This window comes from Mycobacterium sp. NGS58 (genome assembly GCF_059812385.1).
Map to the genome: position 1 here is coordinate 115,067 of NZ_JCALCO010000011.1, position 22,941 is coordinate 138,007.

Genomic DNA, 22,941 nt, shown 5'->3' on the forward strand with positions numbered 1-22,941 from the left:
AGGTAAGCCATGACACGGGTGATCCAGTGGGCGACCGGCGTCACGGGGATGATGTCGCTTCGTCACGTCATCGAACTCGCGGATCTGGAACTGGTCGGGGTGCGCGTGTATGGCCCCGCGAAGGCGGGTGTGGACGCCGGCACGCTCTGCGGTGCGGGCGAAGTCGGACTTCGCACCACCGCCGATCGCAACGAGATAATCAGCACCGACGCGGACGTGGTCCTCTACATGGGCAAGGTCGAGACCGATACGCCCGGCTGTTTTGCCGACGTCTGCGAGCTCCTCGCGTCGGGCAAGAACGTCGTGGCCACCGGGAGCCGGTTCATCCATCCCCGGTCGCTGCATGCATCGTTGGCAGACGGCATCGAGAACGCTTGTCGCGCAGGGCAATCCTCGTTTCTCGGAGTCGGTCTATATCCCGGATTCTTCGGCGAATCACTCGCGCCCATCCTGTCGCGACTCACCGCGAGCGTCGGGCGGATCAGCGTCCGTGAAGTGCTCGACTACTCGACCTACGCCAGCCATGATCTGATCTTCAACGCCATGGGTTTCGGGCATACGCCCGACGACACGACCCCGCTGCTGACCAACACGGAGTACGCGGCGAGCGCCTGGATCGGCAGTGCCACTGTGCTCGCGCAGTCGTTGGGGCTGCAGATCAGGTCCATTCAGGGTTTCCGCGACGTCCGGACCACCCCGCGAGTGTTGACGGTGGCCGCCGGCGAGATCCCCGCGGGCACCGTGGCCGCCATGCGATTTGGTGTCGAGGTCGATTGCGGCGCAACCACGTTAGCGGTCGAACACCTCACCCGCATGGCAGATGACCTCGCGCCGGAGTGGCCGACCGATATCGGCTACGACGTGAGTTTCGACGGCGAGCCGAACCTGAGTTGCCACCTCGTGATCGGCTCGCACGACGAAGACCACTCCAAACAAGGGTGCTTGGCCACCGCAATGCATGCGATCAACGCGATACCGATGGTCGTGGCGGCCGATCCGGGCCTCTACGACATTTCCACGATCGCCCCGTTTGTCGCGCACTGGACAAACGGCTAGAGCGCACCCAGACTTCGATTGCCGAAACCGGTGTAGCTGCGGATCAGCGGGAGATCGGCCATCGTCGCGAACCCTGCCGGCGCGGCGCACACGGCTGGGATGGCGTTGACGACCTGCATGGCGACGGTGATCATTCCAGCTCTGACGTGCTCCTCGATCGAGGCCTCGCGCGAAAAGCTGGCCAGGGGAAAGAAGTGCGTACGCATGGATGGATCGCCCTCGATGGTCAGCGTCCAGCCGTCGAGAGGTTTGGGCCAGTGCTCCGGGTATTCACCGCCGAGCGTCCACAGCGTCTCGAACTCGACCAGCGTTTCCCCGTTGCGATGGCCGACGAAGTTCCACCGCTGTCCAGCGGTAGCACCGGCGTTGACAACGTGGTCGAAGATCTGCAAGTCCTTTGTCGCGGGGACGGCTTCAAGCGTGACTGAGACATCGTCGATGTCGCCATTCAAGACGTCCGAGATGAACCAGGTCTGCTCGACGAACAGTCTCGTCAAGAAGCTGAGATACTCGTTGGCTGTTGGCGTGACCTCCTCGATTGGCCGACCGAACCACATCCCGTCGAAGGTGATCTCGGTGCTCTCCCACAGCGTCCAGTCGGCGCGCTCCTGCAGCGTGATCCGATCGATGGTGCGGCTCATCCCGGACAGCGCGAGCGGCAGCACACCGGACAGGTTGCCGGGGTTCAGGCCGCTGCCGTGGATGGTGCTGCCTCCCCTGTCGCACGCGGCCTGCAGGCGCACGCGGTCGGCCTCCGGGATCCGTCGCGGGTGGAACAGGAACGCCGGCGTTGCCACGTTCTTTCCGCTCGCCAACAGAGCGCACACGTCGTCAACATTGGTAAACGACGGCGCGTACAACACCAGGTCGGCGTCGAGCGCGAGGATCCGCGCGACGTCGGTGGTTGCGGTCACGCCGATCGGCGCTCTGCCGACCAGCGTTCCGATGTCCACGCCGTTCTTGGCGTCGGAATACACCCGCGCGCCCACCAATTGGAGGTCTGGCCGGTGATCGAGGATGGCCCTGACCATCTCGGTGCCCACGGCGCCGGTGGCCCACTGAATGATTCGTAGCGGACGGGTGCTGGCGGTCAAGCATCGCTCCCTTCGATGTATCGGCAGTGATGATCCTAGTAGGCCAAAAATTCGCTACGGCAGCCGATAACGCCTATTCTCGTCCTGTGACATACAGGGTGAAGGTTGATCCGTACTACGACCCTTTCGACTTCGAGATCGACGACGACCCGTATCCCGTCTGGAAACAGCTGCGTGATGTCGCGCCGCTCTACCACAACGACAAGTACGGCTTTTACGCGTTGAGCAGGCACGCAGATGTCGCGCGCGAGCTGGTGAATTGGAATGACTACCGGTCCGGTAAAGGCACCACCATCGACATCATCCTCAACGGGGTCGAGGTGCCTCCCGGGATCATCCTGTTCGAGGATCCGCCGATTCACGATGCGCACCGGCGATTGCTGTCAGGGGTGTTCACGCCGCGGCGGATGGCGGCTATCGAACCGCTGGCCAGGGAGTTCTGCCGACGCGCGCTGGAGCCCCTTGCGGACGCCGACACATTCGACTTCATCGCCGACCTCGGCGCGTGGATGCCGATGCGCACGATCGGGTACCTGCTGGGCATACCTGAGGACAGGCAGGTCGCGATCCGGCGGAACACCGACCGGCTCCTCGAATTGAAAGACGGCGGGCTCGTCCAGGTGGCCGATGACGTGCTGACGCGTCAGGGATCGATGCTGGAGGAGTTCATCGACTGGCGCTACGACCACCCCTCCGATGATCTGATGACCGAACTGGTCAACGCCGAGGTCGAGGAACCGGACGGTAGCCGCAGGCGATTGACCCGCGCAGAGGTGCTGACCTACACGGGCACCGTCGTGGGCGCCGGCAACGAGACCACGACGCGGTTGATCGGCTTCGCCGGGCAGCTGTTGTCCGATCATCCCGACCAGCGCCGAGAGCTCGCAGCCGATTTCAGCCTCATTCCCGGGGCGGTCGAGGAAGTGCTGCGCTACGAGGCCCCGTCACCCGTGCAGGCGCGTCACGTGGCCCGTGACGTCGAACATTATGGGCAGGCGGTACCCGAAGGGTCGGTGATGTTGCTGCTCAACGGATCCGCGAACCGCGATGAACGCCAGTTCGCCCACGCCGATCGATTCGACATCCACCGGAGCGCGGCACATCTGTCCTTCGGGCACGGCATCCACTTCTGCCTGGGTGCTGCGCTGGCGCGGGTTCAGGCACGCATCGCGCTTGAGGAAGTGCTCACCAGATGGCCCGACTGGGAAGTCGACTACCACAACGCCAAGCGCGCTCACACCACCAGCGTCCGCGGCTGGGCGAGCCTGCCGGTGCATGTCTGACATGACGAATACCGTTGACAGCAAGCCTGATTCTCGCGCCGCCGATGTGACCAGGCCTCGGTTCTCGCGATGGCCGGCACGAGCGGGCTGGGGGCTGTTCATCGTCGCCTACCTGGCCTTTGCGGTCATCACCATCGCGACGATTCAATCCGGTCTGCACGGTGACCCGACCAGGACCAATCCGAATCCGAATCCTGCGCCCTATCAGCCGTTCCTCGGCTTCGACGACTGGCCGCTAGCCGTCTCTATCAGCTCGGTTCCGATGGCGATCGGCCTGATCGCCACGCTGGTATGGCTGTCCTGTAGGCAACGCAAGGTGCACTGGGCGGTGGTGATCGCCTTCGCCGGGTTGATCACCGGCGCGCTCGATCCTCTGGCCAACTGGGCAACGTTCGCGATCTTCGATCCGCGCATGCTGCATTTCCCGCTGACCTGGCCGTATGTCAACATATCGCCGAATCTCGAACCGGCGCTGGCATTCCTGGGCGGCTATGCCGCCTACTATTTGCTCACCGGCCTCGCCATCCTCCAACTGCATGACCGAATCGTCGATCCGCTGATCCCGCGGACGAGTTGGCTTGCGCGCCATCGGCTTGTCTCGGTGTTCCTCGGCGCGGCCGTCATCGCAATTCCCATCAACGGGCTGGTTCAATTCACCTGGATGAGGTGCGGCATCTTCTTCTACACGGAAGCCGTCGGCCCCGTGCTGCACGTGGGGCATGTCTATTTCCCACTGATCATGGCGGTGTACGACTCGTTCATCTTCGCGATGGTCGCGGTGATGTGCGTTCGCGACGAGGACGGCGAACTGGCGCTGATCAGCCGCATCGCGCGGTCGCTGCCTGCGCGGCGAGGACGTCCGAAACTGACGCTTACCCGACAGTTGTTGATCTCGGTGACGGTGGGCCTGGTGTCGTTCGCAGTGCCGCTTGCGGTGCTCGCGGGCCTGCGGGCGGCGGGATTGTCCAAGCCCGCCTACGACCAGAACCCCTATCCGAGCGTCAAGGTCTACGACCCCTACGGCCATCTGCAGAACGCGGGCAAGCCCGGGCCGTTCTATCGAAATGCTAAGGAGTAGTGAAACATTGGCGATTGAAGGTAAGGCGCGCTACCGCGTCGTCCATGTCGGTACTGGACTGACTGGCCGCGAGGCGTTGCGGGCGATCATCGACGATCCTGTGCTGGAACTCGTGGGTATCAAGGTGTCGACACCGGAGAAAGTCGGAGTGGATGCGGGTCAACTCTGCGGGACTGCGGATGTCGGTGTAAGCGCAACCGGCGACATGTCAGCCGTCTTGGCGCTGGCTCCCGACTGTGTCGCCTACTGCGCGACGGCGGTCCGACGCGAGGAGGAAGCCATCGCCGACATCGCCCGCTACCTCGAGGCGGGCATCAACGTGGTGACGTTCTCGACGATTCCGTTGGTCTATCCGGCTGCGGCGCCCAGCGAATGGCGCGACGCCCTCGAAACTGCTGCAGCAAAAGGTAACTCAACGTTCTACGCGACCGGCAGTGAGCCGGGCTTTATCAGCCTGAACGTCCCTACCGCTCTTCTGGCGGGGGCAGGTCGGGTCGACTCGTATCGAATGGACGAGTACGCGCTCGATCTGGACAAGGCGTATCCGATCTGGGACGTCCTGCACGAGTCGATGGGCTTCGGGAAGCCCGACGGCCATGTGCCGGTTCGCATCGCCTCGGGAAAGGTGAATAAGGACTGGGACACCGTGGTGCGCTACATCGCGGACATCCTCGGAATCGAGCTCGACGGGATAGAACTGGATTGGGAGACGCTGCTTGCGCCGACGGATCTCAAGACCGCATTGGGAGTCATCTCCGAGGGAACCATCTGTGCCCATCGCTGGCAACTCGCCGGAGTGGTCGGCACGAGACCGGTTGTCGCCGTTCAATACTTCGCGACTGTCAGCAGCACACCCTGGCCGGACCGCTGGCCGAAGCCGGCCCGCGAGGGCGAAGGCGGCATGGTCTTCCGGGTCGAGGGCAGTCCGCGTATGAGCCTGGAGTTGCATCTTGAGCAGTCGGCGTCCGACCGGGTGAACCCGGGTGTGGCGGTCACGGCGATGGCCGCTGTCAACGCGATTCCCGACGTAGTCGACGCTGCGCCCGGCGTGATCGCTCAACCGCTGTCGGGACCTTCGATCGTGAGTCGGCAGTCGCGCGTCTAAGCGCTGACTGAGGGTCAAATGAAGTCTGATCCGCCGTCGACATTGACCGTGGCCCCCGTCACGTAGCCATTCCGCCGTGATGCCAGATACGCGGTAAGGGACGCGACCTCTTCGGGCAAGCCGGCGCGCCCGATGTCACAGGGATGGCCGTAGGTATTCTCGACCCACGTCATGACATCCTTTGCATCTGACGAGTCCAGCCCCTCCGCAGCGAGCGCATCGCGTAGTACCTCCGTGAAACTGGCGGTCACGATGGTACCGGGGCAGACGCAGTTGACCAGGATGCCGTCGGCGCCAAGGCTTTTGGAGAGGTTTTTGGTGAAGCTCGACAGTGCCGATTTAGTGGCGGTGTAGGCAACCAGGCGAGTGCTCTGGCGCTGAATCGAGTGCGCCGAGACGGTGACGATGCGGGCCCAATCGGCCGGGCGCAACATCGGCATCGCGGCCCGCACCGAGCGCACCGCAGAGAGCGTACCTAGATCGAATGCGGCGTGCCAGTCGTCGTCATCGAGGTCTTCGAACGCGCCCGCATTCGGACCGACGGTGTGTACCAAGACATTCAGGCAGTCCCACGCATAACCGATAGCGTTGAACGCCGATGTGATCGACTCGGCATCGGACATGTCGACACTGATCGTCAGCACTTCGGGAGCGCCGGCACGGCGAATCTTCTCCGCAGCCGAGTGCAATCCAGCTTGGCCGCGTGCCATGATCGCCACCGAAGCGCCCTCTGCCCCGAGAGTCTCGGCGATCGCCAGGCCCATTCCCTTGCTGCCCCCCGTGACCACAGCCGTTGCGCCGTTGAAACCTAGGTCCATTCGTCGTCCTTTCCCGATCAGCTGCCGGTCGGAGCCGGCCGGCGCTTGATGATTCGGGGCGCGAGGTGCACGATCTCGCTGATCACCGTGGGGTTGGCGCGTGAAATGGCGATGAGGGAAAGCATGGCATTGGCCACGTCTTCGACCGTGGACATCTCGTCCGGGATCTGACCTTCGTGCGCCCAGGCCCGGTATAAACTCGCCAGCAGGTCGCGATCGGCTCCGCGGAGGATCTCGGTGTCACAGGTGGGGCCGACACTGACCCGGATCACGGCGATATCGGGATGCTCGGCCCGCCAGGACCGCAGGATCTCGTCCAGCGCCGCCTTGCTCGCGTGGTAGGCGGCCACACCCGCGCGAGGCCGACCGACGTCGTGGCTCGACGCGACGATGACCACGGCGTCGTCGGCCAAATGCGGCAGTGCCGCGCGCAGTACATGGGAGGCGCCGACGGCATTGACGGCGTACGCATGCAGCCAAGTCTCCACTTCGGTATCTTCGATCAGCGCGAACGGAACCACGGCGCTGGTGAACACGACCGCATCGAGCTTGCCGAATTTGGCCACGACGTCACCGACGACGGATTCGACGCCGCGGGGGTCGGACACGTCGAGCTCGTGCGACGATCCGTGCAGTTGATCGGCCAGCTTCGCGAGTAGGTCTAGCCGCCGCGCGGCGAGCGCCACGTTGGCGCCCCGGGAATGGGCGGCAACGGCCAATGCCTGTCCGATGCCCGAGGATGCCCCGATGATCAGCATCCGTGTCCCTGCGATGCTGGAGTGCCGGTCGCTCATGAATCGCTCCCTTTGCCGTGGTCGAGGCAATTCTCGCATATGAGAATGCGAATTCTCTGCGGGGTGGCGGCGGTCAGCTGACCCTCAGCGCACCAGCAGTCCGCTGAGCTGCCGCGCCAGCTCAACCTTCTTGACCTTTCCCGTCGCGGTGAACGGAAGATCCTGCTTTGAGGTAACCCAGATGAACTTCGGCACTTTGTATGCCGAAAGTCGGCCCCGCAGTTGCACCCGCAATGACTCGCCGTCGAGCGTCGAATCGCCGCGCGGCACCACCGCCGCCGCGACCACCGTTCCGTTCTCGGGGCTCTCGGCACCGACCACATACGCTTCGAGCACGCCGTCGCAATCGGCAAGTGCCAGTTCTACTTCGCTCGGTGTGACGTTGGTTCCGCCGCCCGTCTTGATCAGATCGCCCAACCGGCCGGTGAATTTGATCCAGCCGTCGTCGTACTCGACGCCGCAATCACCGGTCCGGTAGTACCCGTTCGCGGTGAACACATCCTCGCGCTCACGCTTGTAGAGGCGCTGCATCAATGAGTAACCGCGAACCCAGATCTCACCGCTCGTCCCGACCGGGACCGGTACACCGGTCTCGGGATCGACGAGGATGTGGCTGAGACCCTCGACCGAAAACCCTCCGGTCTCAGCTCGATCCGGCGGCTGCGGCGGATAAGGGTCCACGCCGATGTGGTTGCCGCACAGTTCTGTCATGCCAAGGGCGCTCGGCCCCTTGGGTCGCCGGTCCGGGCGCACCATCGCGGGCATGCTGGTGCGCTGCACCGAACTCAGGTCGCGCCCGGCGAAATCCGGATGCTCCGACAAAGACTTGCCCTGCTGCGGCCAACCGAGCGCGATCGTCGCGCGGTATCGCTCCATCAACTCCAAGGCCTCTGCCGCATCAAACGCCGGCTGAGTGACAAGCGTTGCGCCGTGGTGAATCACGGCCTGCAGTCCGGTGATCAACCCGCCCACCCAGAAGAACGGCATGGCGGTGAACAAGACGCTATCGGCGGTGATGCCGTACTGGAAGCTGAGGTTATAGCTGTGGCGAACCAGGGTGCCCTGTGTGTGTACCGGCGCCTTCGGGTCACCGGTACTGCCCGAGGTGTAAATGATCATCGCCTCGTCCGCCGGGGTCACGCAGGACTCGACTTCGAGGAGGAAATCGGCGTCGATGCCTGCCGGTAGTTCTTTGTCCTCGAGTGCCGTCGCCCAGGCCCGGTCACACGATCCCCACACCCCGATCGTGCGCAGAAACGGCATCTTGTGCAGGGCTATGCGGCCCGGTTCATGCTGTTCGGCGAGCTCGGGTAACGCCTCCTCAAGTCGTTCGACGAAATCGTTGTTGCGGAAGGCCGACCACGCCAGAATCGCTTTCAGATCTGCGTGACGGGCGGTCCAGGCGAGTTCGGACGCCTTGTAGAACGTATTGAGCGGAACAGCGACGGCGCCGATGCGGGTTGCCGCGAACCAGGCGAGCGCCCATTCCACGCTGTTGGGCATCAGAATCCCGACGTGGTCTCCCTTTCCGATGCCCTCGGCGAGCAGTGCCATCGCCAAATGCGACGAACGCAGGTTGAGGTCGGCGTAGGTCAGCACGTGTCCGTCGGCGACGAGGAATGGATTGTCACCGAAACGCTCTGCAGACGATCTCACCAAGGTGGGGACCGTGGGCATGATCGTCGGGAAGGGCATGTGGTCGTCATCTCCCTGTTCATTGGGCCTCAACAGGATAGTTGCCTTTCCGTCAAACGAGAACACCGGTTCTCGGTACTGCGGTGTCGAACTACACTGCAAACCATGGCGCCGGACCGTCTGGATCGGATCGAGTCCAGTTTGGCGATCAGTCAGCTGCCGAGTCGCTATGCCATGGCGCTGGATGCCCGCGACGTGGACGCGTTAGTGGCGCTTTTCGTCGACGATGTCGACGCCGGCCCGCAGGGCCGCAGCCGGGAGGCGTTGCAGCGCTGGTATGACCGGGTTCTGCGGCGGTTCTACCGCAGCATCCACCTGATCTGCGGGCACGAGTTCGACTTCATCGACGCCGATCATGCAACGGGATCGGTGTACTGCCGCGCGGAGCACGAGGACGGTGACGGGTGGTACGTCATCACGATGCGCTACGACGATTTGTACGAACGACGCGATGGCCGGTGGTACTTCGTCAAGCGGCGTGAGCATCCGTGGTACTCCGTAGACGTGACCGAACGGCCCGGGCCGGAGTTCATCCGGTGGCCGACGGACGTACCGGTTCGCGCGGCCATGCCGCAGCGGATGCCGAGCTGGCGAGCGTTTTGGGAGAATGGAGATCCCGAGCAACCGGGGCGGCTCTCCCGGCGGCCGTAGTCCGTTTACAATACGGAGCGAAAGTGAAATTCTCATTTACGTAAATGCTAGTTATCGCAAGCTTGGGAGGGCGTCATTTCCGACGACAAGGTGCTCAGCGGAGTTCGTGTGCTGGAGGTCGCCGCGTGGACGTTCGTGCCCTCGTCCGGAGCGGTACTCGCGGAGTGGGGCGCAGAAGTCATCAAGGTCGAGCCGCGCGACGGCGGTGATCCCCAGCGCGGGCTGGTCACCATGGGAATCGTTGATGGGGGCGGCGGGTCGGTCAACTACATGATCGAAATCCCCAACCGGGGTAAGAAATCCATCGGGGTGGACCTGAGCACTCCCGGCGGTCGGGAAGTGGTGCGCGAGCTGGCCAAGACCTGCGACGTGTTCTTGACCAGTTACCTGCCGGAGCGCCGCAAGAAGCTCGGCATCGACGTCGAGGACATCAGAGCGGCCAACCCGAGCATCGTTTATGTGCGTGGGTCGGGGCACGGGCCGAAAGGGCCCGATGCGGACAAGCCCGGCTATGACGGTGTGTCCTACTGGGCGCGTGGGGGAATCGCCAACGTTCTCACCGAGGAGGCCGACGAGCTGGTGCGTTCGCGGCCCGCGTTCGGCGACCTGCTCGGCGGGATGACGATCGCGGGAGGGATCGCCGCCGCACTCTACAAGAAGGCAACGACCGGGAAGGGCTCGGTGGTCGACGTTTCTCTCCTCGGATTGGCCGCGTGGAACCTGAGCCCCGACGTCGCGGTAAGCCAGATACACGGTGGCAGCGCCATTCCCAAGTATGGGCACGCCGATTCACCCAACCCGCTGGTTGCCACCTACCGCACGAAAGACGACCGCTATGTGCAGCTGATGATGCTGCAACTCGACAAGTTCTACGCCGAGGCGATGCGGGTGATCGGTCTGCCCGAGTTGGTCGACGATCCGCGATTCGCCGATCCCGCGTCGCGGTTCGAGAACCGAGTAAGTCTGGTCGCGCTGCTGGACGAGGCGTTCGCCAAGCGCACATTGGCCGAATGGCGCGAGACTCTGGCGGCACTCTCAGGGGCATGGGGAATCGTGCAGACACCGGCCGAGCTTTGTCAGGACCCCGCCGTCGTCGCGAACGGCTACGTCGCGCGCACCCAAACCGTCAGCGGAGTGCCATTTTCGTTGCCCACCAATCCCGTTCAATTCGACGGGCGGTCGGTTATCCCGCCCGGAGCGCCCGAGCACGGCCAGCACACTGAGGAAGTCCTGATGGACGCCGGCATCGACTGGGACACGATCACGAAGTATAAGGAATCCGGGGCGATCCTGTGAGCTCAGCGATCTCCATCGAATTCGACCCGTTCTCAACCGAATTCTTCAACGGAGCCTACGACACCTACCGACGGCTGCGTGACGAGGCACCCATCTATTACAACGCGAAGTGGGACTTCTGGGCGCTCACCCGGTACGAGGATGTAGCTCCCGCGACCAAAGACCACGAAACCTTCTCGTCGGCCAAAGGCGCGACGCTGGACATGGTCAAGGCGCACGACGACGCCATCCCGGTGCCCAAGGTGATCATCTCCATGGACCCGCCCGAGCATCAGAAGATGCGCAGGCTCGTCAGCAACGTGTTCACCCCGCGGGCGATCGCCGCGTTGGAAGACATGGTGCGCGACAAGGTCTATGAGCGCATCGAGGCGCTGAATCCGGCGTCCTTCGACGTCGTTGCCGACTTCTCGGCCCTGTTCCCCAACGAGGTCATCACCACGATGCTCGGCGTGCCGAAACAGGACCGCGACCAGATCCGCCTCTGGCTGGATCTGCTCCTCGAACGCCACCCCGGCGCGATCGCCACCACCAAGCGGGGATACCAGGCCTCGGTGAACACCGGCCTCTATTACTACGACCTGGTGCAGCAGCGGCGGGCCCACCCCGAAGACGACATGATCAGCCGTTTGATCGAGACCGAGATCGAACGTGATGGCGTGGTGGAAAAGCTCACCGACGTCGACATCACGGGTTTCGCAACAATGCTCGGCGGGGCGGGCGCCGAAACGGTCACCAAGTTGGTGGGCAACGCGATGGTCGCCTTCGCCGATTTTCCCGACCAGTGGCGCAAGCTTCGCGACGACCGAAGCAAAATCCCGGCCGCGGTGGAGGAGTTGCTGCGCTACGAGGCGCCCTCGCAGTATCAGGTCCGGACCGCCACACGCGACGTGACGTACTACGGGACAACGATTCCGGCGGGCGGCGCGGTACTACTCGTCACAGGTTCGGCTACCCGGGACGAGCGAATGTTCGACGACCCCGACCGGTTGGACATCGATCGAGACCGCAAGATGGGTTTCAACCTCGCGTTCGGCTACGGCATACACAGTTGCCTCGGTGCGGCGCTGGCTCGCATGGAGAGTCGCATCGCGCTCGAAGCGTTGTTGGACCTGCTTCCCGAGTACGAAGTCGATCGTGACGGGCTACAGCGGGTGGCGATGGCGAATGTCTGCGGCTGGTCAAATGTTCCCGTGCGCAGGGTTGGCTAAGGCCTGCCGTTCAGCGCCGGCGCGGGCCGCCGTCGACGAATCCTTTCACGACATAGGCCCGCACGAAGTCGGCCACCGCGTCGTCGTCGCGCATATCGATCGTCGGCGACGGAGTCGTGAACAGCGAGAACAGGATTCGAGCAAACCACTCGGTCGCAGTGGGGATGTCGAGATCACTTCGGACCTCGCCGGTCAACCTGGCAGCCGACACGTAAGGCGCCAGGAACTCGGTGCATTCCTTGAGGAGCATTGCGGCGTTCTTGGTCATCATCAGGCTGACTTCCGCCTCGTCGAAGTACGCTTCCGGCTCGACGACGCGCCGTGCCTGGCTCACGAAGACTGCGGCTTCCACGAGCCGGCCCTCCAGGGTGCTACCGCCGCGACGGTCGATCGCCTTGGCCATGTTGCGGTAGAACCGCTGCGATGCCGCCTCGGCGCAGGCTTCGACGATTGTCTCCTTGTCCCGGAAGTATTCGTAGAACGTGCTGCGGGACACGTCGGCCGCCCGCGCAATGTCGACGATGGTCGTCTTGGCCAGGCTCTGAGTCCGAAAGCAGGCGAAGGCCGCCGCGATGATGGCAGCGCGGGTATCGGTCGCGGTTGCCTGCGTCATGGAGGACCCCTTTCTAGCTTCCGATGAGAGTAGCTGTCCTTGCGACTCAGCGGTCGGGTGAGAGGATCAGCCCGCTGGTCGGGACGCCGGTGCCCGACGTGACCAGCACGTGTTCGACGCGGTCGACTTGGTTGTGGGACGTGCCGCGCACCTGTCGCACTCCCTCGGTGATCCCGTTCATCCCGTGGATGTAGGCCTCGCCGAGCAGGCCGCCGTTGGTGTTGATCGGCATCCGTCCGCCCAACGACAGTTCGTCGATCGACACGAAATCCTTCGCCTCGCCCCGTCCGCAGAACCCGAGTTCTTCGAGTTGGGTGAACACGAACGGTGTGAAGTGGTCGTAGAGGAACGCCGTCGAGATGTCATCCGGTTTCAGTCCGGAGTCGCGCCACAGCTTGTTGGCGACCACGCCCATTTCGGGTAGCCCGGTGATCTCTTCGCGGTAGTAACTCGTCATCACCTCGCCGTCGTAGGCCGCGCCCTGGGCGGCCGCCGTGATGACGGCGGGCGGCTTGGGAAGATCGCGCGCCCGCTCGACGCTGGTCACCACCATCGCGACGCCGCCGTCGCTTTCCTGGCAGCAATCGAGTAGGCGCAGCACCGGTTCGATGATCCAGCGTGATTCCTGGTGCTGCTCAAGGGATATCGGCTTGCCGTAAAACCAGGCGTCCGGATTGTTGGCGGCATGTTTGCGGTCGATGACCGAGATCTTGCCGAAGTCGGCGTTGGTGACCCCGTAGGTCGACATGTACCGCTGAGCGTGCAGGGCGACCCACGCGGCCGGTGTCATGAACCCGAACGGCGCGTACGGGGCCATCCACAACGGCGTCACACCGGGCTGGCGTCCAGCGCCGCCGAAACGAAAGCCGGAGCGCTCGTTGAATGCCCGGTAGCACACCACGGCCTCGGCGGCACCGGTCGCGACGGCCATCGCGGCCTGCATCACGGTGCCCGCCGCCGCTCCGCCCCCGTGCGGCACCCTGGTGAAGAACGATAGGTTCTCGATACCGACGTTGCGGGCGACCTCGATCTCCTCGTTCTCGTCGACAGTGAACGTCACCATGCCGTCGATATCGCGGGGCCGCAAACCCGCGTCGTCGATGGCTGCCTTGACCGCCTCGCAGGCCAGCTGCATTTCGGTGCGGCCAGACTCCTTGGAGAATTCCGTCTGGCCGATACCGGCCAGAGCGGTTACACCGCCGATGCCGGTGCTCACGCATCGACCCCGTCGAGCAGGCTGAGCACCGCGGTGCCGGAGACATGCGCTCCGAGGCTGTTGGTGCCCTTGAAGGTGACCTCGACCAAGCCCTCGCCGTCGGCCGACGACTTGTCGCTGACGCTGCCTTCGAAGCGCAGCGGATCGTTCGGGTAGGCGGGAACACCCAGGCGAACGGAAAGCTTCTTGACCATCGCCTCGGGTCCGGCCCAGTCGTGCAGAAACTTCACACACAGCCCGTTGGTGGTCAGGATGTTGAGGAAGATGTCTTTGGAGCCTTGGGAATTGGCGAAGTCACGGTCGTGGTGTACCGGCATGTAGTCACGGGAGGCGATGGCGCCCGCGACGATCAGCGTGGTGGTCACTGGCACGTCCATCGGTGTGACCTCGTCACCCACATTGACGGTGTTCCACGCTAGGGTCGTGTTGCGCTTGATGGTGGAGGTCATTTGTGGCTTCCTTCCAGGTATGCGTTGCCGAGCCGGGCCAACTGCTGTGATGCCGACCCGAGTGCGAGTTCGTTCTGCTTGGCCCACAGGAAATAACGGGACAGCGGGTAGGTGACGTCGATTCCCATGCCGCCGTGCACCTGCTGGGCCGAGGAGGCGACGCGGGCGCCCGCCTCGGCGGCCCAGAACTTGGCGATACCGGCCTCTCGATCGGCCGGTCGCCCTTGGGCGATCAACCATGCCGCGTGCCACGTGGTCCACCGGATGGCTTCGACGTCAATAAACGCGTCGGCGAGGCGCTGCTGGACGGCCTGGAAGGATCCGATGGGGCGGCCGAACTGTTCGCGCTCGCTCGTGTACTTGGCGGCCAGTTTCAAAGCCCGTTCCACAACACCGATTTGGATTGCACACAAGCCGACGAGGGCGCGGGTGTAGAGCGAGCCGACTATGTTCCCGGTGTCGTGCTCGGTGAGCCGGCGGCCGATCGCGCCGGTCAATTCCACATCGGCGTGGGGTTCACCATTTGTGGTGAGCACGGGTGTGATGCCCACGCCGTCGGTTCCGGTGTCGACGATGAATAATCCGGGACCGTCCTCGGTCTGCGCCGACACCACGACGGCCGCTGCGAGTTGCGCGGCGGGCACCAGCTCTTTGTTGCCTTCCAGTCGCCACGTGTCGCCGTCGGATCGCGCGTTGGTGCGCGGTGTTGTCGGGTCGGAGTTGCCAGGTTCGACGAGCGCCGCGGTGAGGATCGTGCTGCCGTCGACCACGCCCGGCAGATACCGTTGCCGCAACACCGAATCGCCGTGCCGGGCAATCGTATCCGCGCCGAGCAGGAGCGTGGCATACACGGGTACCGGCGCGACACTGAATCCGACCTCGCTGAGCAGTACACCCAATTCGACGAACCCGCCGCCGCTGCCGCCCACGGATTCTGGTAGTGCGATGCCGAGTAGATCGGCGGATGCGAGATCGTTCCACAGTCCGGCGTCGTAGCGCACGTCGCCGGACTCCAGTTCGGCCAGATGCTCGGGCGCTGCACGGTGCTCGAACAGCTGGCGCGCAACTTTTCCGACTGTCTCTTGTTCTTCGGTGAACGTGAAATCCATTGTTTCCGCTTTACCTTCTCCTCAGCCGGCGGGCCGGAATTGGTGCAGCACTAACTCGTCGCCGCTCGGCAGGGCTTCGAACGTCTCGAAGAAGACCTCGACGGGCATGCCGACCTCGATCGCGACGGGATCGATGTCGCAGAGGTTCGACACGATGCGGACGCCCTCGTCGAGCTCGATGAGGGCGACGACGTAGGGGTACTGCAGGAACGGCAGGGGCGGATACTGCGGCATCACGAAGCTGTACACCGTGCCACGACCGGACGCCACGACGTAGTCCCACTTCAGCGACTGGCACTTGCCACACATCGGTCGTGGCGGGACACGTAACGTCTGGCAGTCCGCGCAGCGCTGGATGCGAAGTTCGTTGTCTTTCAGGCCCGACCAGAAGAACTCGGTGTCGGGACTAATGGAGGGGGCGAGTCTCCTGGCCATCAGTCCCCAGCCGTTCCGGCGGGGGCCCCACCCGTCTTGAATCGCAGCGTGCGGAACCACTGGCGGCCGATGACTTCGTCATTTTGATCGCGGTAGGTGGTCACCCAGGTGACGAAGAAGCCGTTGCCCATCGCCGTCTTCTTCTCGTCGGAGATCGAGTCGAACACAGTCTCGGCGGTGATCTGGTCACCGACCCGGGGATAACGTTCGATCTCGAACTCGGAGTTCGTCGCGATGATGCCGGTGTAGCCGGCGTCGGACAGGAACTGCAGCGGGTTGCTCTTGATCTCGATCGGCACACCGCCGCGCTCGCGAATGCCCGCCAGCTTCGGTGGGGGCATCGTCCAGCTCTGCAGCATCACCGGCGGCGAGACCAAGCCGCCGTGGCGAGAGTTGCTGGCGAACTCCTCGTCGAGATACGCCGGGTTCATGTCGTCCAACGCATGCGCCCAGTGCCGGATCATCGCGGCATTCACCGGATCCGGCGCGCGGGCGGGTCTGCCGACCCCGTCGGTGGGCGTGCCGATCAACGCGTCGAGGCGCTGGCGCAGTTCGTCTTTGGTCATTTCGGTCATAGCTGTCGACACTCCTTTCAGGAGGCTCGCATGTCGCGGGGTGCGCGTGGCATTCCGAGACCGGCCATCGCGATGATGTCGCGTTGCAGTTCGTTGGCACCGCCGCCGAAGGTGTTGATGACGGCGAATCGGTAGGCACTCTCCAGCTCGCCCTGGAGCGGAGCCGACGTTTCCTTGCGCAGGCCGGCTTGGCCCACCACGTCGAGCAGTTCGCGGGCCACCTGCTGGGTGAGCTCGGTGCCGAAAACCTTTGCGGCGGAAGCCTCGCCCATGCCCAGACCACCCGAGCTCATGTTCGTGTTCACCCGCAGGTTGAGCAATCGGTAGGCCGCGACCTGTGCCTCCACCCGTGCCAATGCCTGTTGGACCCAGGGCTGGTCGATCACGAACCCGTCGTCGAGTTCCGTGGTCTTGGCCCATTCCAGCGTCTTGCTGAAGAGCGGCTCCAGCGCACCGAGATTGCCGAGTGCGGCGCGCTCGAGGTTCAGCTGGTTGGTGACCAGCTTCCAGCCCTGGTTCTCGCCGAGGACGATCGCGTTCTCCGGGACGCGCACATCGTCGTAGAAGGTGTAGTAGGTCGAGACACCGGGCATCGTATGCAGTGGTTTCCAGGAGAAGCCGGGCGAGTCGGTGGGCACGATGAATACCGTGATGCCCTTGTGCTTCTTGGCTTCCGGATCGGTTCGGGCCGCCAGCCAGATGTAGTCGGCGAATTCCGCGCCGCTGGTGAACATTTTTGAGCCGTTGATCACGAATTCGTCGCCGTCGCGCACCGCGCTGGTCCGCAATGAGGCCAGATCGCTTCCCGCGCCGGGCTCGGAGTAACCGATCGCGAAGTCAACGGAGCCATTGAGAATCGCGGGTAGGAACTTCTGCTTCTGCTCCTCGGTCCCGTACTGAATAAGCGTGGGGCCGACCGTGTTCAGCGTGATCATCGGCAGTGGCGCGTGCACGCGTCGTGCTTCCTCGCCGAAGATGTACTGCTCGAGCGCGGTCAACCCGCTGCCGCCGTATTCGACCGGCCATGCGACGCCAAGCAATCCAGCCTCGCCGAGCGCGCGCCGACATTCGGTCACCGCGGCCCCGCCCTCCATCAAGCCTGCGACCGCCTTGCGGCGTTCGGGGGTCATCACGGCTTCGAGGCGTTCGCGGTAGTCCTTGCGCAGCTGTTCCTGTTCGGGGGTGTAGTCGAAATCCATCAGACACCGGCTCGCATCCGTACCGGCATGCGCTTGACGCCCGGCACCATCGTGGCGCGCAGCCGCGTCACATCGCCGGTCAGTTCGATGCTCGGATAGGTGCCCAGCAGCACCTCGAACATCACCCTGGCCTCCAGCCGTGCCAGTTGCGCGCCCAGACACGCGTGTTCGCCGGCGCCGAAGGCTATGTGTGGGTTCGGGTTTCGGGTGATGTCGAACTCCTCGCTGGTGGGGCCAAATATCTCCTCGTCGCGGTTGGCCGCACCGTAGAGCATGACCACCGTTTCACCGGCCTTGATCTGCTGGCCGCGGATCTCGACGTCCTCGGTGGCTTCGCGCGCCATGTGGGTCACCGGGCTGGTGAACCGCAGCATCTCTTCGACGGCCAGCGGCAAAAGCTCGGGCTTCGAGCGGAGTAAGGCGAATTGATCGGGGTTGTCCAGCAGCGCCAGCGTGCCCAGCGCGATCAGGTTGCGTGTCGTCTCGTTGCCGGCGACCAGCAGCAGGAAGGAGAAATTGAGCAGGTCCGCATCGGTCAGGCGCTCGCCGTCGACCTCGGCGGCCGCCAGGATGGACAGCAGGTCGTCTTGCCCGGTGACTTCGCCGGAACGCCGCGCGTCGATCAGTTTGGTGAAGTACTCGTAGAGTTCGCCGAGTGCCACCATGTTGTCCAGCTCGATGTCGGGATCCGCGGTGCCTACCGCCGCGTCCGACCACGTGCGGAACTGCTCCCAGTCCTCGGCCGGCGCGCCGAGCATCTCCGCAATCATCCGGGTCGGAAGCGGCGCGGCAATCTCTTCGGCGAACTCGTACTCCCGCGATGGGTCGACGTCGTCGAGAATGCCCTTGACGATCTCGCGCACTTTGGGTTCCAGCAACGTGACCTGCCGTCGGGTGAACCCCGAGTTAATCAGCTTGCGCAGCTGCCGGTGCCGTGGCGGATCGGTGAAGATCAGGTTCCCCTCCTGCACCGGGCTTGGCATGGCGGGATCGGGTATCGAGATGCCCCGCGTCGAGGTGAACGTCATCGGGTGACCGGAGACGTGGCGGATGTCCTCGTACTTGGTCAGGGCCCAAAAGTTCGTGACGTCGTTCCACACCACCGGCGTGCTGCTGCGCAATTCCCGATAGACCGCGTATGGATCGCCGGCGTAGAAGTCCGGTGAGTGCAGGAGATGCGTGGACGTTGGTCTGGAGGTGGAGTCAGCGGGCACTGCGGGCCTTCCTCGACACACGGGAATCGGACAGTTAATTCACGAATGTCCGGTAATGTCTGTGTCTACAGACAAGCACCGGAAATGTCAATCACCGTTCGCCCAGTTGAATGGCGACAGCGTTGACGCCAGCGCATCCTCAGGTGTACATAATTGGGGAATTGTCGGACACGTTCGCATCGGCATCGGGCGAACACCGTACGGTTCGGCGACCAACGGGGAAGGTCCAGTGATGTGATGGCCGAGTCGAGCCTGGTCGACAGCTATGGCGTCTATATCGATGGCAACTGGGTCGAACCGGACACCGGCCGATATGACGTCACCAACCCGGCGACAGAGCAGGTCATTGCCTCGGCGCCGGACGCCGGCGTCGCGCAGGTCGAGCACGCCATCGGTGCGGCGCGTGCAGCCTTCGATTCCGGGCCGTGGCCCATGGCCGACCCGGCCGAGAGGTCGCGTTGTCTCCAACAGCTCAGCGACGCACTGCTCGCCCGCGGCGAGGAAATCTACGCGCTGGCACAGGCCGAGTGGGGATGTACAGCAAACGAGCGGCTGATCCATGTGGAGGGGCCCGCGTTCATGGTCGGCCATGCCGCGGAACTGGCGCTCGAACCGGCTGAGGCGCCCATGGACGCGTGGGGAGCGGCGGGGACCACCCTGTTGCGCTACGAGCCACTCGGTGTGGTCGCGGCGATGACGCCGTGGAATTTCCCGCACACGCTGAACGTGATGAAGCTGGGTGCCGCGCTGGCCGCGGGCAATACGCTTGTCCTCAAGCCCTCCCCGCTCACACCGCTGGCCGGTCTCGCGCTGGCGCGCCTCATCGACGAGGAGACCGACATTCCACCGGGCGTGGTCAACGTCGTCACCCCGAGGAATCTGGAGGCCAGCAGGATCTTGACCATCGATCCCCGGGTCGACATGGTGACCTTCACCGGAAGTTCGGCGGTCGGCCGCGATGTGATGGCCGGCGCCGCAACCTCGATGAAACGGATCCTGCTCGAGTGCGGCGGCAAATCGGCGAGCATTCTGCTCGACGATGTCGACCTGACCGACGAGTTGTTCGAGCGGCTCCTCTTCGAGGGGTGCACGATGCACGCGGGGCAGGCGTGCATCCTGAACAGTCGCCTGGTGGTCCCGGACACGCTGCACGATGAGGTCGTCGATCGGCTCGCCGAGCTGGCCCGCAACGTCACCGTCGGAGACCCCACCGACGAGGCGACCGGGATGGGGCCGCTGATCAGTCGTCAACATCTGGAGCGGGTCGAAGGTTTCGTCCGCCGCGCCGAAGGTGACGGCGCGAAGATTGTCGCCGGCGGTGGGCGGCCGGAGGGGCTCGATCGCGGTTTCTATTTCGAGCCAACGGTTTTGACCGATGCCACCGCCGAGTCGTTTATTGCGCAGGAGGAGGTGTTCGGCCCGGTGTTGACGGTGCTGCGTTACCGCAACGACGTCGAAGCGGTCGGCATCGCAAACGATTCGGCCTACGGACTCGGGGGCGCGATCTGGGGCACCGACGTCGAACGTGCGGTCGGGCTTGCGCGACGGATCAGGACCGGTCAGATCTCGATCAACGGCACGATACCCGGCGACGCGCCGTTCGGAGGTTTCAAGCAGAGCGGGATCGGCCGCGAGGGCGGCGTGATAGGGCTGCGGGCATACATGGAACCGAAGGCGATCGGAGTGCCCGCGTGACGGGAGCGCTCGCCGGATTGCGCGTCGTCGAAGTCGGTACAGACATTGCGGCTCCGTATTGCACCAAACTGCTGCTCGATCTCGGCGCCGACGTGTACAAGGTCGAGTCGCCGGCGGGGGATCCGCTGCGAAGCTGGGGTTCGTCGAGTGGACTCTTCGAGTATTTGAACGCCGGAAAGCACGGGCTGGCAATCGATCTCGAATCACATCCCGATGCGCTGTCTGAGCTTATTTCTCAAGCGGATGTGGTCGTCGAGGATCTGCCGGCCGGATCGACCGACAGGTTGAACTGGGGGCTCGATCGCGAAGCGCTCCAACGGGTCAACCCGAATCTTGTTGTCGTCCGGATCTCCGACTACGGCCAGCAGGGCCCTCGCGGGAATCGCCCGTCGACGTCGCTGACCCTGCAGGCCGCGTCGGGGTGGGTGAACACTCGCGAACTCGGCCGTGCGCCGGTACAGGCCGGCGTCCGTATCCCCGAGTACATCGCCGGCAGCTACGCCGCGCTCGGGGCCCTGACGGCCCTGCGGGTCGCGGACGCCGGTCTTGATCGGGTGATCGAGGTCGATGTCTCGGCGTTCGAGTCACTCCTGTCAACCTTGGCGTACCCGATGCTGATGGCCGACCGCTTGAAAAGCCTTGGTCTTCCGCCGAATTCAAAGGCGGGCCCGATGCTCGGCATCGTGCGCGCCGCCGACGGCTGGATCGGGATCAACTGCTTGACCGGGCAGCACTGGCTGGACGTCTGCGCGATGGTAGGGCTGCCGGAATTCGGAGAGCACCAGATAGCCATCATGCTGGGCGGGCCCGAACGCGAGGAGTTCTTCGCGAAGGCGCAGCCCTGGCTCGATTCGATGACGGTGGCCGATCTGGTCGAGTTGAGCCAGGCGATGCGAATCCCCGCGGCGCCGGTCAACGACGGAGCCTCCATCCTCGACTGTCCCCAGTACCGCGAGCGGGGATTCTTCATCGAAAGCGAAGCGGGAGGCCAACGTTTCGTCCGGCCAGGCGCACCGTTCAGGTTGGCCCGCACGCCGGTTGAGCCACCGAAACCAGCGCCGCGGCTCGGCGATCGAGCGGCGGCTTCCTCGCACGTCCGACGGACGAAGCCGGCCGCATCCGCAGTTGACGATGCGACGATGCCGTTCGCGGATCTCAAGGTTTTCGACCTGAGCACATTCTGGTCGGGCGCGTATCTCACGTGCTATCTGGGTGCCTTCGGCGCCGATGTAGTCAAGGTCGAGTCGATCCAACGTCCGGACGGTCACCGATATTCGGGCTCGCTGCTGCGCAGCAGCGATGACTGGTACGAGATAGGACCGATGTGGCAGGGCACCAACCTCAACAAGCGCGATATCACCTTGAATCTGAGCACCGAAGCCGGCCGCGAATTGGCCCTCAAGCTGGCCGCCGAGGCAGACGTCGTGGTGGAGAACTTCTCGCCGCGCGTGGTGGAGCAGTTCGGCTTGGACTACGCCTCGCTGGTGAAGGTGAATCCGGACGTCATCATGGTCCGCATGCCGGGCCTCGGACTCGAAGGCCCATGGCGCGACTACGTCGGGTGGGCACTGAACTTCGAGCAGATATCGGGGATGTCGGCCGCCACCGGGTACCCCGACGGTCCGCCGTGCAACCTGCAGGGGCCTGCCGATCCGATCGTCGGCGTACATGCCACTGTCGCACTGCTGGCCGCGCTCGAGCACAAGCGCAGAACCGGTGAAGGCCAACTGATCGAGGTCGCACAGATCGAGGTCGGTGCCGCGGTGACCGCCGAGCCGGTCATCGAATACTCGCTCACGGGCCGGGCGTACGAGCGAGAAGGCAACCGCCACCGAAACTACGCACAAGGCGTCTACGCGGCCAGTGACGATGAGTGGGTGGCCATCTCGGTGCGTGACGACTCCGATTGGGCCGCCGTCGTCGATGTGATTGGCCGGCCCGAACTGCTTAACGACCCGCGGTTCGCCTCACCACAGGCACGGCTGCACAACCACGATGCGTTCGACGACATTCTTTCCGGATGGACGGCGGCCCGACCGCCCGACGAGATCGCCGAGGCGCTCCTTCGCCGTGGTGTGCCCGCGGAGCGGATCCTCACTTCGGACCGCATGTACGACGTCGACCAGCTCGAGGCGCGCGGTTTCTACGAGGAGCTTGAGCATCGGCTCGCTGGGCGACAGAGGTTCCCGGGCTGGCCGTTTCGGATCACGCCGGGACCGTTGCGGCATCACCGCGCACCATCGCCGACGCTCGGTCAACACAATGACGAGGTGCTGGCGGCTCTCGGTCTGTCAGATGACGAGCTGACGAAGCTGCGTGATGATCAGGTTATCGGCGAACGGCTGCTGAACGCGTAGG

At 64.2% G+C, this 22,941-nt stretch carries 21 protein-coding genes; 9 read left to right on the forward strand and 12 right to left on the reverse strand.

The window, feature by feature from the left end; translation table 11 throughout:
- Positions 1–9: 9 nt before the first annotated feature.
- A complete protein-coding gene (locus AC5Y4H_RS13120) occupies positions 10–1,056 on the forward strand; it encodes an NAD(P)H-dependent amine dehydrogenase family protein (protein ID WP_499982286.1) in 1,047 nt (348 codons plus the stop codon).
- Here AC5Y4H_RS13120 and AC5Y4H_RS13125 read toward each other — a convergent pair.
- A complete protein-coding gene (locus AC5Y4H_RS13125; RefSeq protein ID WP_499982367.1) occupies positions 1,053–2,087 on the reverse strand; it encodes an NAD(P)H-dependent amine dehydrogenase family protein in 1,035 nt (344 codons plus the stop codon). The two genes, AC5Y4H_RS13120 and AC5Y4H_RS13125, sit on opposite strands and share 4 nt — an antisense overlap.
- A gap of 149 nt (positions 2,088–2,236) precedes the next feature.
- Here AC5Y4H_RS13125 and AC5Y4H_RS13130 point away from each other — a divergent pair, with 149 nt between their 5' ends.
- The 3 genes from AC5Y4H_RS13130 to AC5Y4H_RS13140 are packed head-to-tail and all read left to right on the forward strand — an operon-like array spanning position 2,237 to position 5,616.
- Positions 2,237–3,433: a cytochrome P450 gene (locus tag AC5Y4H_RS13130; RefSeq protein WP_499982287.1), complete on the forward strand. Its 1,197-nt coding sequence runs from the start codon at positions 2,237–2,239 to the stop codon at positions 3,431–3,433.
- 1 nt (position 3,434) lies between these two features.
- Positions 3,435–4,511, forward strand: coding sequence for a hypothetical protein (locus AC5Y4H_RS13135; protein WP_499982290.1), 1,077 nt, complete (start codon positions 3,435–3,437; stop codon positions 4,509–4,511).
- 7 nt (positions 4,512–4,518) lie between these two features.
- Complete coding sequence (locus tag AC5Y4H_RS13140) at positions 4,519–5,616, forward strand: dihydrodipicolinate reductase (RefSeq protein ID WP_499982291.1); 1,098 nt, start codon at positions 4,519–4,521, stop codon at positions 5,614–5,616.
- Between the two features lie 14 nt (positions 5,617–5,630).
- Here AC5Y4H_RS13140 and AC5Y4H_RS13145 read toward each other — a convergent pair whose 3' ends face one another.
- From AC5Y4H_RS13145 to AC5Y4H_RS13155, 3 genes are all read right to left on the reverse strand, one after another.
- Entirely contained in the window at positions 5,631–6,434 is an 804-nt protein-coding gene (locus AC5Y4H_RS13145) for an SDR family NAD(P)-dependent oxidoreductase (protein WP_499982292.1), read from the reverse strand.
- Between the two features lie 17 nt (positions 6,435–6,451).
- Positions 6,452–7,228: an SDR family oxidoreductase gene (locus tag AC5Y4H_RS13150; RefSeq protein WP_499982295.1), complete on the reverse strand. Its 777-nt coding sequence runs from the start codon at positions 7,226–7,228 to the stop codon at positions 6,452–6,454.
- A gap of 84 nt (positions 7,229–7,312) precedes the next feature.
- Complete coding sequence (locus AC5Y4H_RS13155; RefSeq protein WP_499982296.1) at positions 7,313–8,923, reverse strand: class I adenylate-forming enzyme family protein; 1,611 nt, start codon at positions 8,921–8,923, stop codon at positions 7,313–7,315.
- A 120-nt stretch (positions 8,924–9,043) separates the two neighbouring features.
- On the opposite strand from AC5Y4H_RS13155, the gene AC5Y4H_RS13160 reads away from it, so the two are divergent.
- From AC5Y4H_RS13160 to AC5Y4H_RS13170, 3 genes are all read left to right on the forward strand, one after another.
- On the forward strand, positions 9,044–9,574 hold the full coding sequence (locus tag AC5Y4H_RS13160; protein ID WP_499982369.1) for a nuclear transport factor 2 family protein: 531 nt from the start codon (positions 9,044–9,046) through the stop codon (positions 9,572–9,574).
- Positions 9,575–9,649: 75 nt separating this feature from the next.
- Positions 9,650–10,870 carry a CaiB/BaiF CoA transferase family protein gene (locus AC5Y4H_RS13165; protein WP_499982370.1) on the forward strand — a complete coding sequence of 407 codons (1,221 nt, stop codon included), beginning with the start codon at positions 9,650–9,652 and terminating at the stop codon, positions 10,868–10,870.
- Positions 10,867–12,078: a cytochrome P450 gene (locus AC5Y4H_RS13170; RefSeq protein ID WP_499982298.1), complete on the forward strand. Its 1,212-nt coding sequence runs from the start codon at positions 10,867–10,869 to the stop codon at positions 12,076–12,078. The genes AC5Y4H_RS13165 and AC5Y4H_RS13170 overlap by 4 nt, the downstream gene beginning before the upstream one ends.
- 10 nt (positions 12,079–12,088) lie before the next feature.
- Here AC5Y4H_RS13170 and AC5Y4H_RS13175 read toward each other — a convergent pair whose 3' ends face one another.
- Genes AC5Y4H_RS13175 through AC5Y4H_RS13210 form a run of 8 tightly spaced genes read right to left on the reverse strand, consistent with a single transcriptional unit; the run spans position 12,089 to position 18,846 of the window.
- Positions 12,089–12,691: a TetR/AcrR family transcriptional regulator gene (locus AC5Y4H_RS13175; protein WP_499982300.1), complete on the reverse strand. Its 603-nt coding sequence runs from the start codon at positions 12,689–12,691 to the stop codon at positions 12,089–12,091.
- A gap of 46 nt (positions 12,692–12,737) precedes the next feature.
- Positions 12,738–13,907: a lipid-transfer protein gene (locus AC5Y4H_RS13180; protein WP_499982302.1), complete on the reverse strand. Its 1,170-nt coding sequence runs from the start codon at positions 13,905–13,907 to the stop codon at positions 12,738–12,740.
- Positions 13,904–14,356: a MaoC family dehydratase gene (locus tag AC5Y4H_RS13185; protein ID WP_499982303.1), complete on the reverse strand. Its 453-nt coding sequence runs from the start codon at positions 14,354–14,356 to the stop codon at positions 13,904–13,906. The genes AC5Y4H_RS13180 and AC5Y4H_RS13185 overlap by 4 nt, the downstream gene beginning before the upstream one ends.
- A complete protein-coding gene (locus tag AC5Y4H_RS13190; RefSeq protein ID WP_499982305.1) occupies positions 14,353–15,465 on the reverse strand; it encodes an acyl-CoA dehydrogenase family protein in 1,113 nt (370 codons plus the stop codon). Before AC5Y4H_RS13190 ends, AC5Y4H_RS13185 begins: the two co-directional genes overlap by 4 nt.
- Positions 15,466–15,486: 21 nt before the next feature.
- Positions 15,487–15,900: a Zn-ribbon domain-containing OB-fold protein gene (locus AC5Y4H_RS13195; RefSeq protein WP_499982309.1), complete on the reverse strand. Its 414-nt coding sequence runs from the start codon at positions 15,898–15,900 to the stop codon at positions 15,487–15,489.
- A complete protein-coding gene (locus tag AC5Y4H_RS13200) occupies positions 15,900–16,475 on the reverse strand; it encodes an FAS1-like dehydratase domain-containing protein (protein WP_499982310.1) in 576 nt (191 codons plus the stop codon). The genes AC5Y4H_RS13195 and AC5Y4H_RS13200 overlap by 1 nt, the downstream gene beginning before the upstream one ends.
- Positions 16,476–16,492: 17 nt before the next feature.
- Complete coding sequence (locus AC5Y4H_RS13205) at positions 16,493–17,674, reverse strand: acyl-CoA dehydrogenase family protein (protein WP_499982312.1); 1,182 nt, start codon at positions 17,672–17,674, stop codon at positions 16,493–16,495.
- Positions 17,674–18,846, reverse strand: a complete 1,173-nt coding sequence (locus tag AC5Y4H_RS13210) for a cytochrome P450 (protein ID WP_499982371.1) — start codon at positions 18,844–18,846, stop codon at positions 17,674–17,676. The genes AC5Y4H_RS13205 and AC5Y4H_RS13210 overlap by 1 nt, the downstream gene beginning before the upstream one ends.
- Before the next feature lie 279 nt (positions 18,847–19,125).
- Here AC5Y4H_RS13210 and AC5Y4H_RS13215 point away from each other — a divergent pair, with 279 nt between their 5' ends.
- Positions 19,126–20,583 (forward strand): aldehyde dehydrogenase family protein, encoded by a 1,458-nt coding sequence (locus tag AC5Y4H_RS13215; RefSeq protein ID WP_499982314.1) that lies wholly within the window; start codon positions 19,126–19,128, stop codon positions 20,581–20,583.
- Positions 20,580–22,940: a CaiB/BaiF CoA transferase family protein gene (locus AC5Y4H_RS13220; RefSeq protein WP_499982317.1), complete on the forward strand. Its 2,361-nt coding sequence runs from the start codon at positions 20,580–20,582 to the stop codon at positions 22,938–22,940. Before AC5Y4H_RS13215 ends, AC5Y4H_RS13220 begins: the two co-directional genes overlap by 4 nt.
- The last annotated feature ends 1 nt before the right edge of the window (position 22,941 follow it).

Bases quoted from the DNA above. Each gene is read 5' to 3' on its own strand.
- AC5Y4H_RS13215 (WP_499982314.1), top strand. From the start codon at position 19,126: ATGGCCGAGTCGAGCCTGGTCGACAGCTATGGCGTCTATATCGATGGC.
- AC5Y4H_RS13150 (WP_499982295.1), bottom strand. From the start codon at position 7,228: ATGAGCGACCGGCACTCCAGCATCGCAGGGACACGGATGCTGATCATC.
- AC5Y4H_RS13185 (WP_499982303.1), bottom strand. From the start codon at position 14,356: ATGACCTCCACCATCAAGCGCAACACGACCCTAGCGTGGAACACCGTC.
- AC5Y4H_RS13200 (WP_499982310.1), bottom strand. From the start codon at position 16,475: ATGACCGAAATGACCAAAGACGAACTGCGCCAGCGCCTCGACGCGTTG.
- AC5Y4H_RS13135 (WP_499982290.1), top strand. From the start codon at position 3,435: ATGACGAATACCGTTGACAGCAAGCCTGATTCTCGCGCCGCCGATGTG.
- AC5Y4H_RS13145 (WP_499982292.1), bottom strand. From the start codon at position 6,434: ATGGACCTAGGTTTCAACGGCGCAACGGCTGTGGTCACGGGGGGCAGC.
- AC5Y4H_RS13190 (WP_499982305.1), bottom strand. From the start codon at position 15,465: ATGGATTTCACGTTCACCGAAGAACAAGAGACAGTCGGAAAAGTTGCG.
- AC5Y4H_RS13155 (WP_499982296.1), bottom strand. From the start codon at position 8,923: ATGCCCTTCCCGACGATCATGCCCACGGTCCCCACCTTGGTGAGATCG.
- AC5Y4H_RS13195 (WP_499982309.1), bottom strand. From the start codon at position 15,900: ATGGCCAGGAGACTCGCCCCCTCCATTAGTCCCGACACCGAGTTCTTC.
- AC5Y4H_RS13175 (WP_499982300.1), bottom strand. From the start codon at position 12,691: ATGACGCAGGCAACCGCGACCGATACCCGCGCTGCCATCATCGCGGCG.
- AC5Y4H_RS13120 (WP_499982286.1), top strand. From the start codon at position 10: ATGACACGGGTGATCCAGTGGGCGACCGGCGTCACGGGGATGATGTCG.
- AC5Y4H_RS13205 (WP_499982312.1), bottom strand. From the start codon at position 17,674: ATGGATTTCGACTACACCCCCGAACAGGAACAGCTGCGCAAGGACTAC.
- AC5Y4H_RS13125 (WP_499982367.1), bottom strand. From the start codon at position 2,087: ATGGTCAGGGCCATCCTCGATCACCGGCCAGACCTCCAATTGGTGGGC.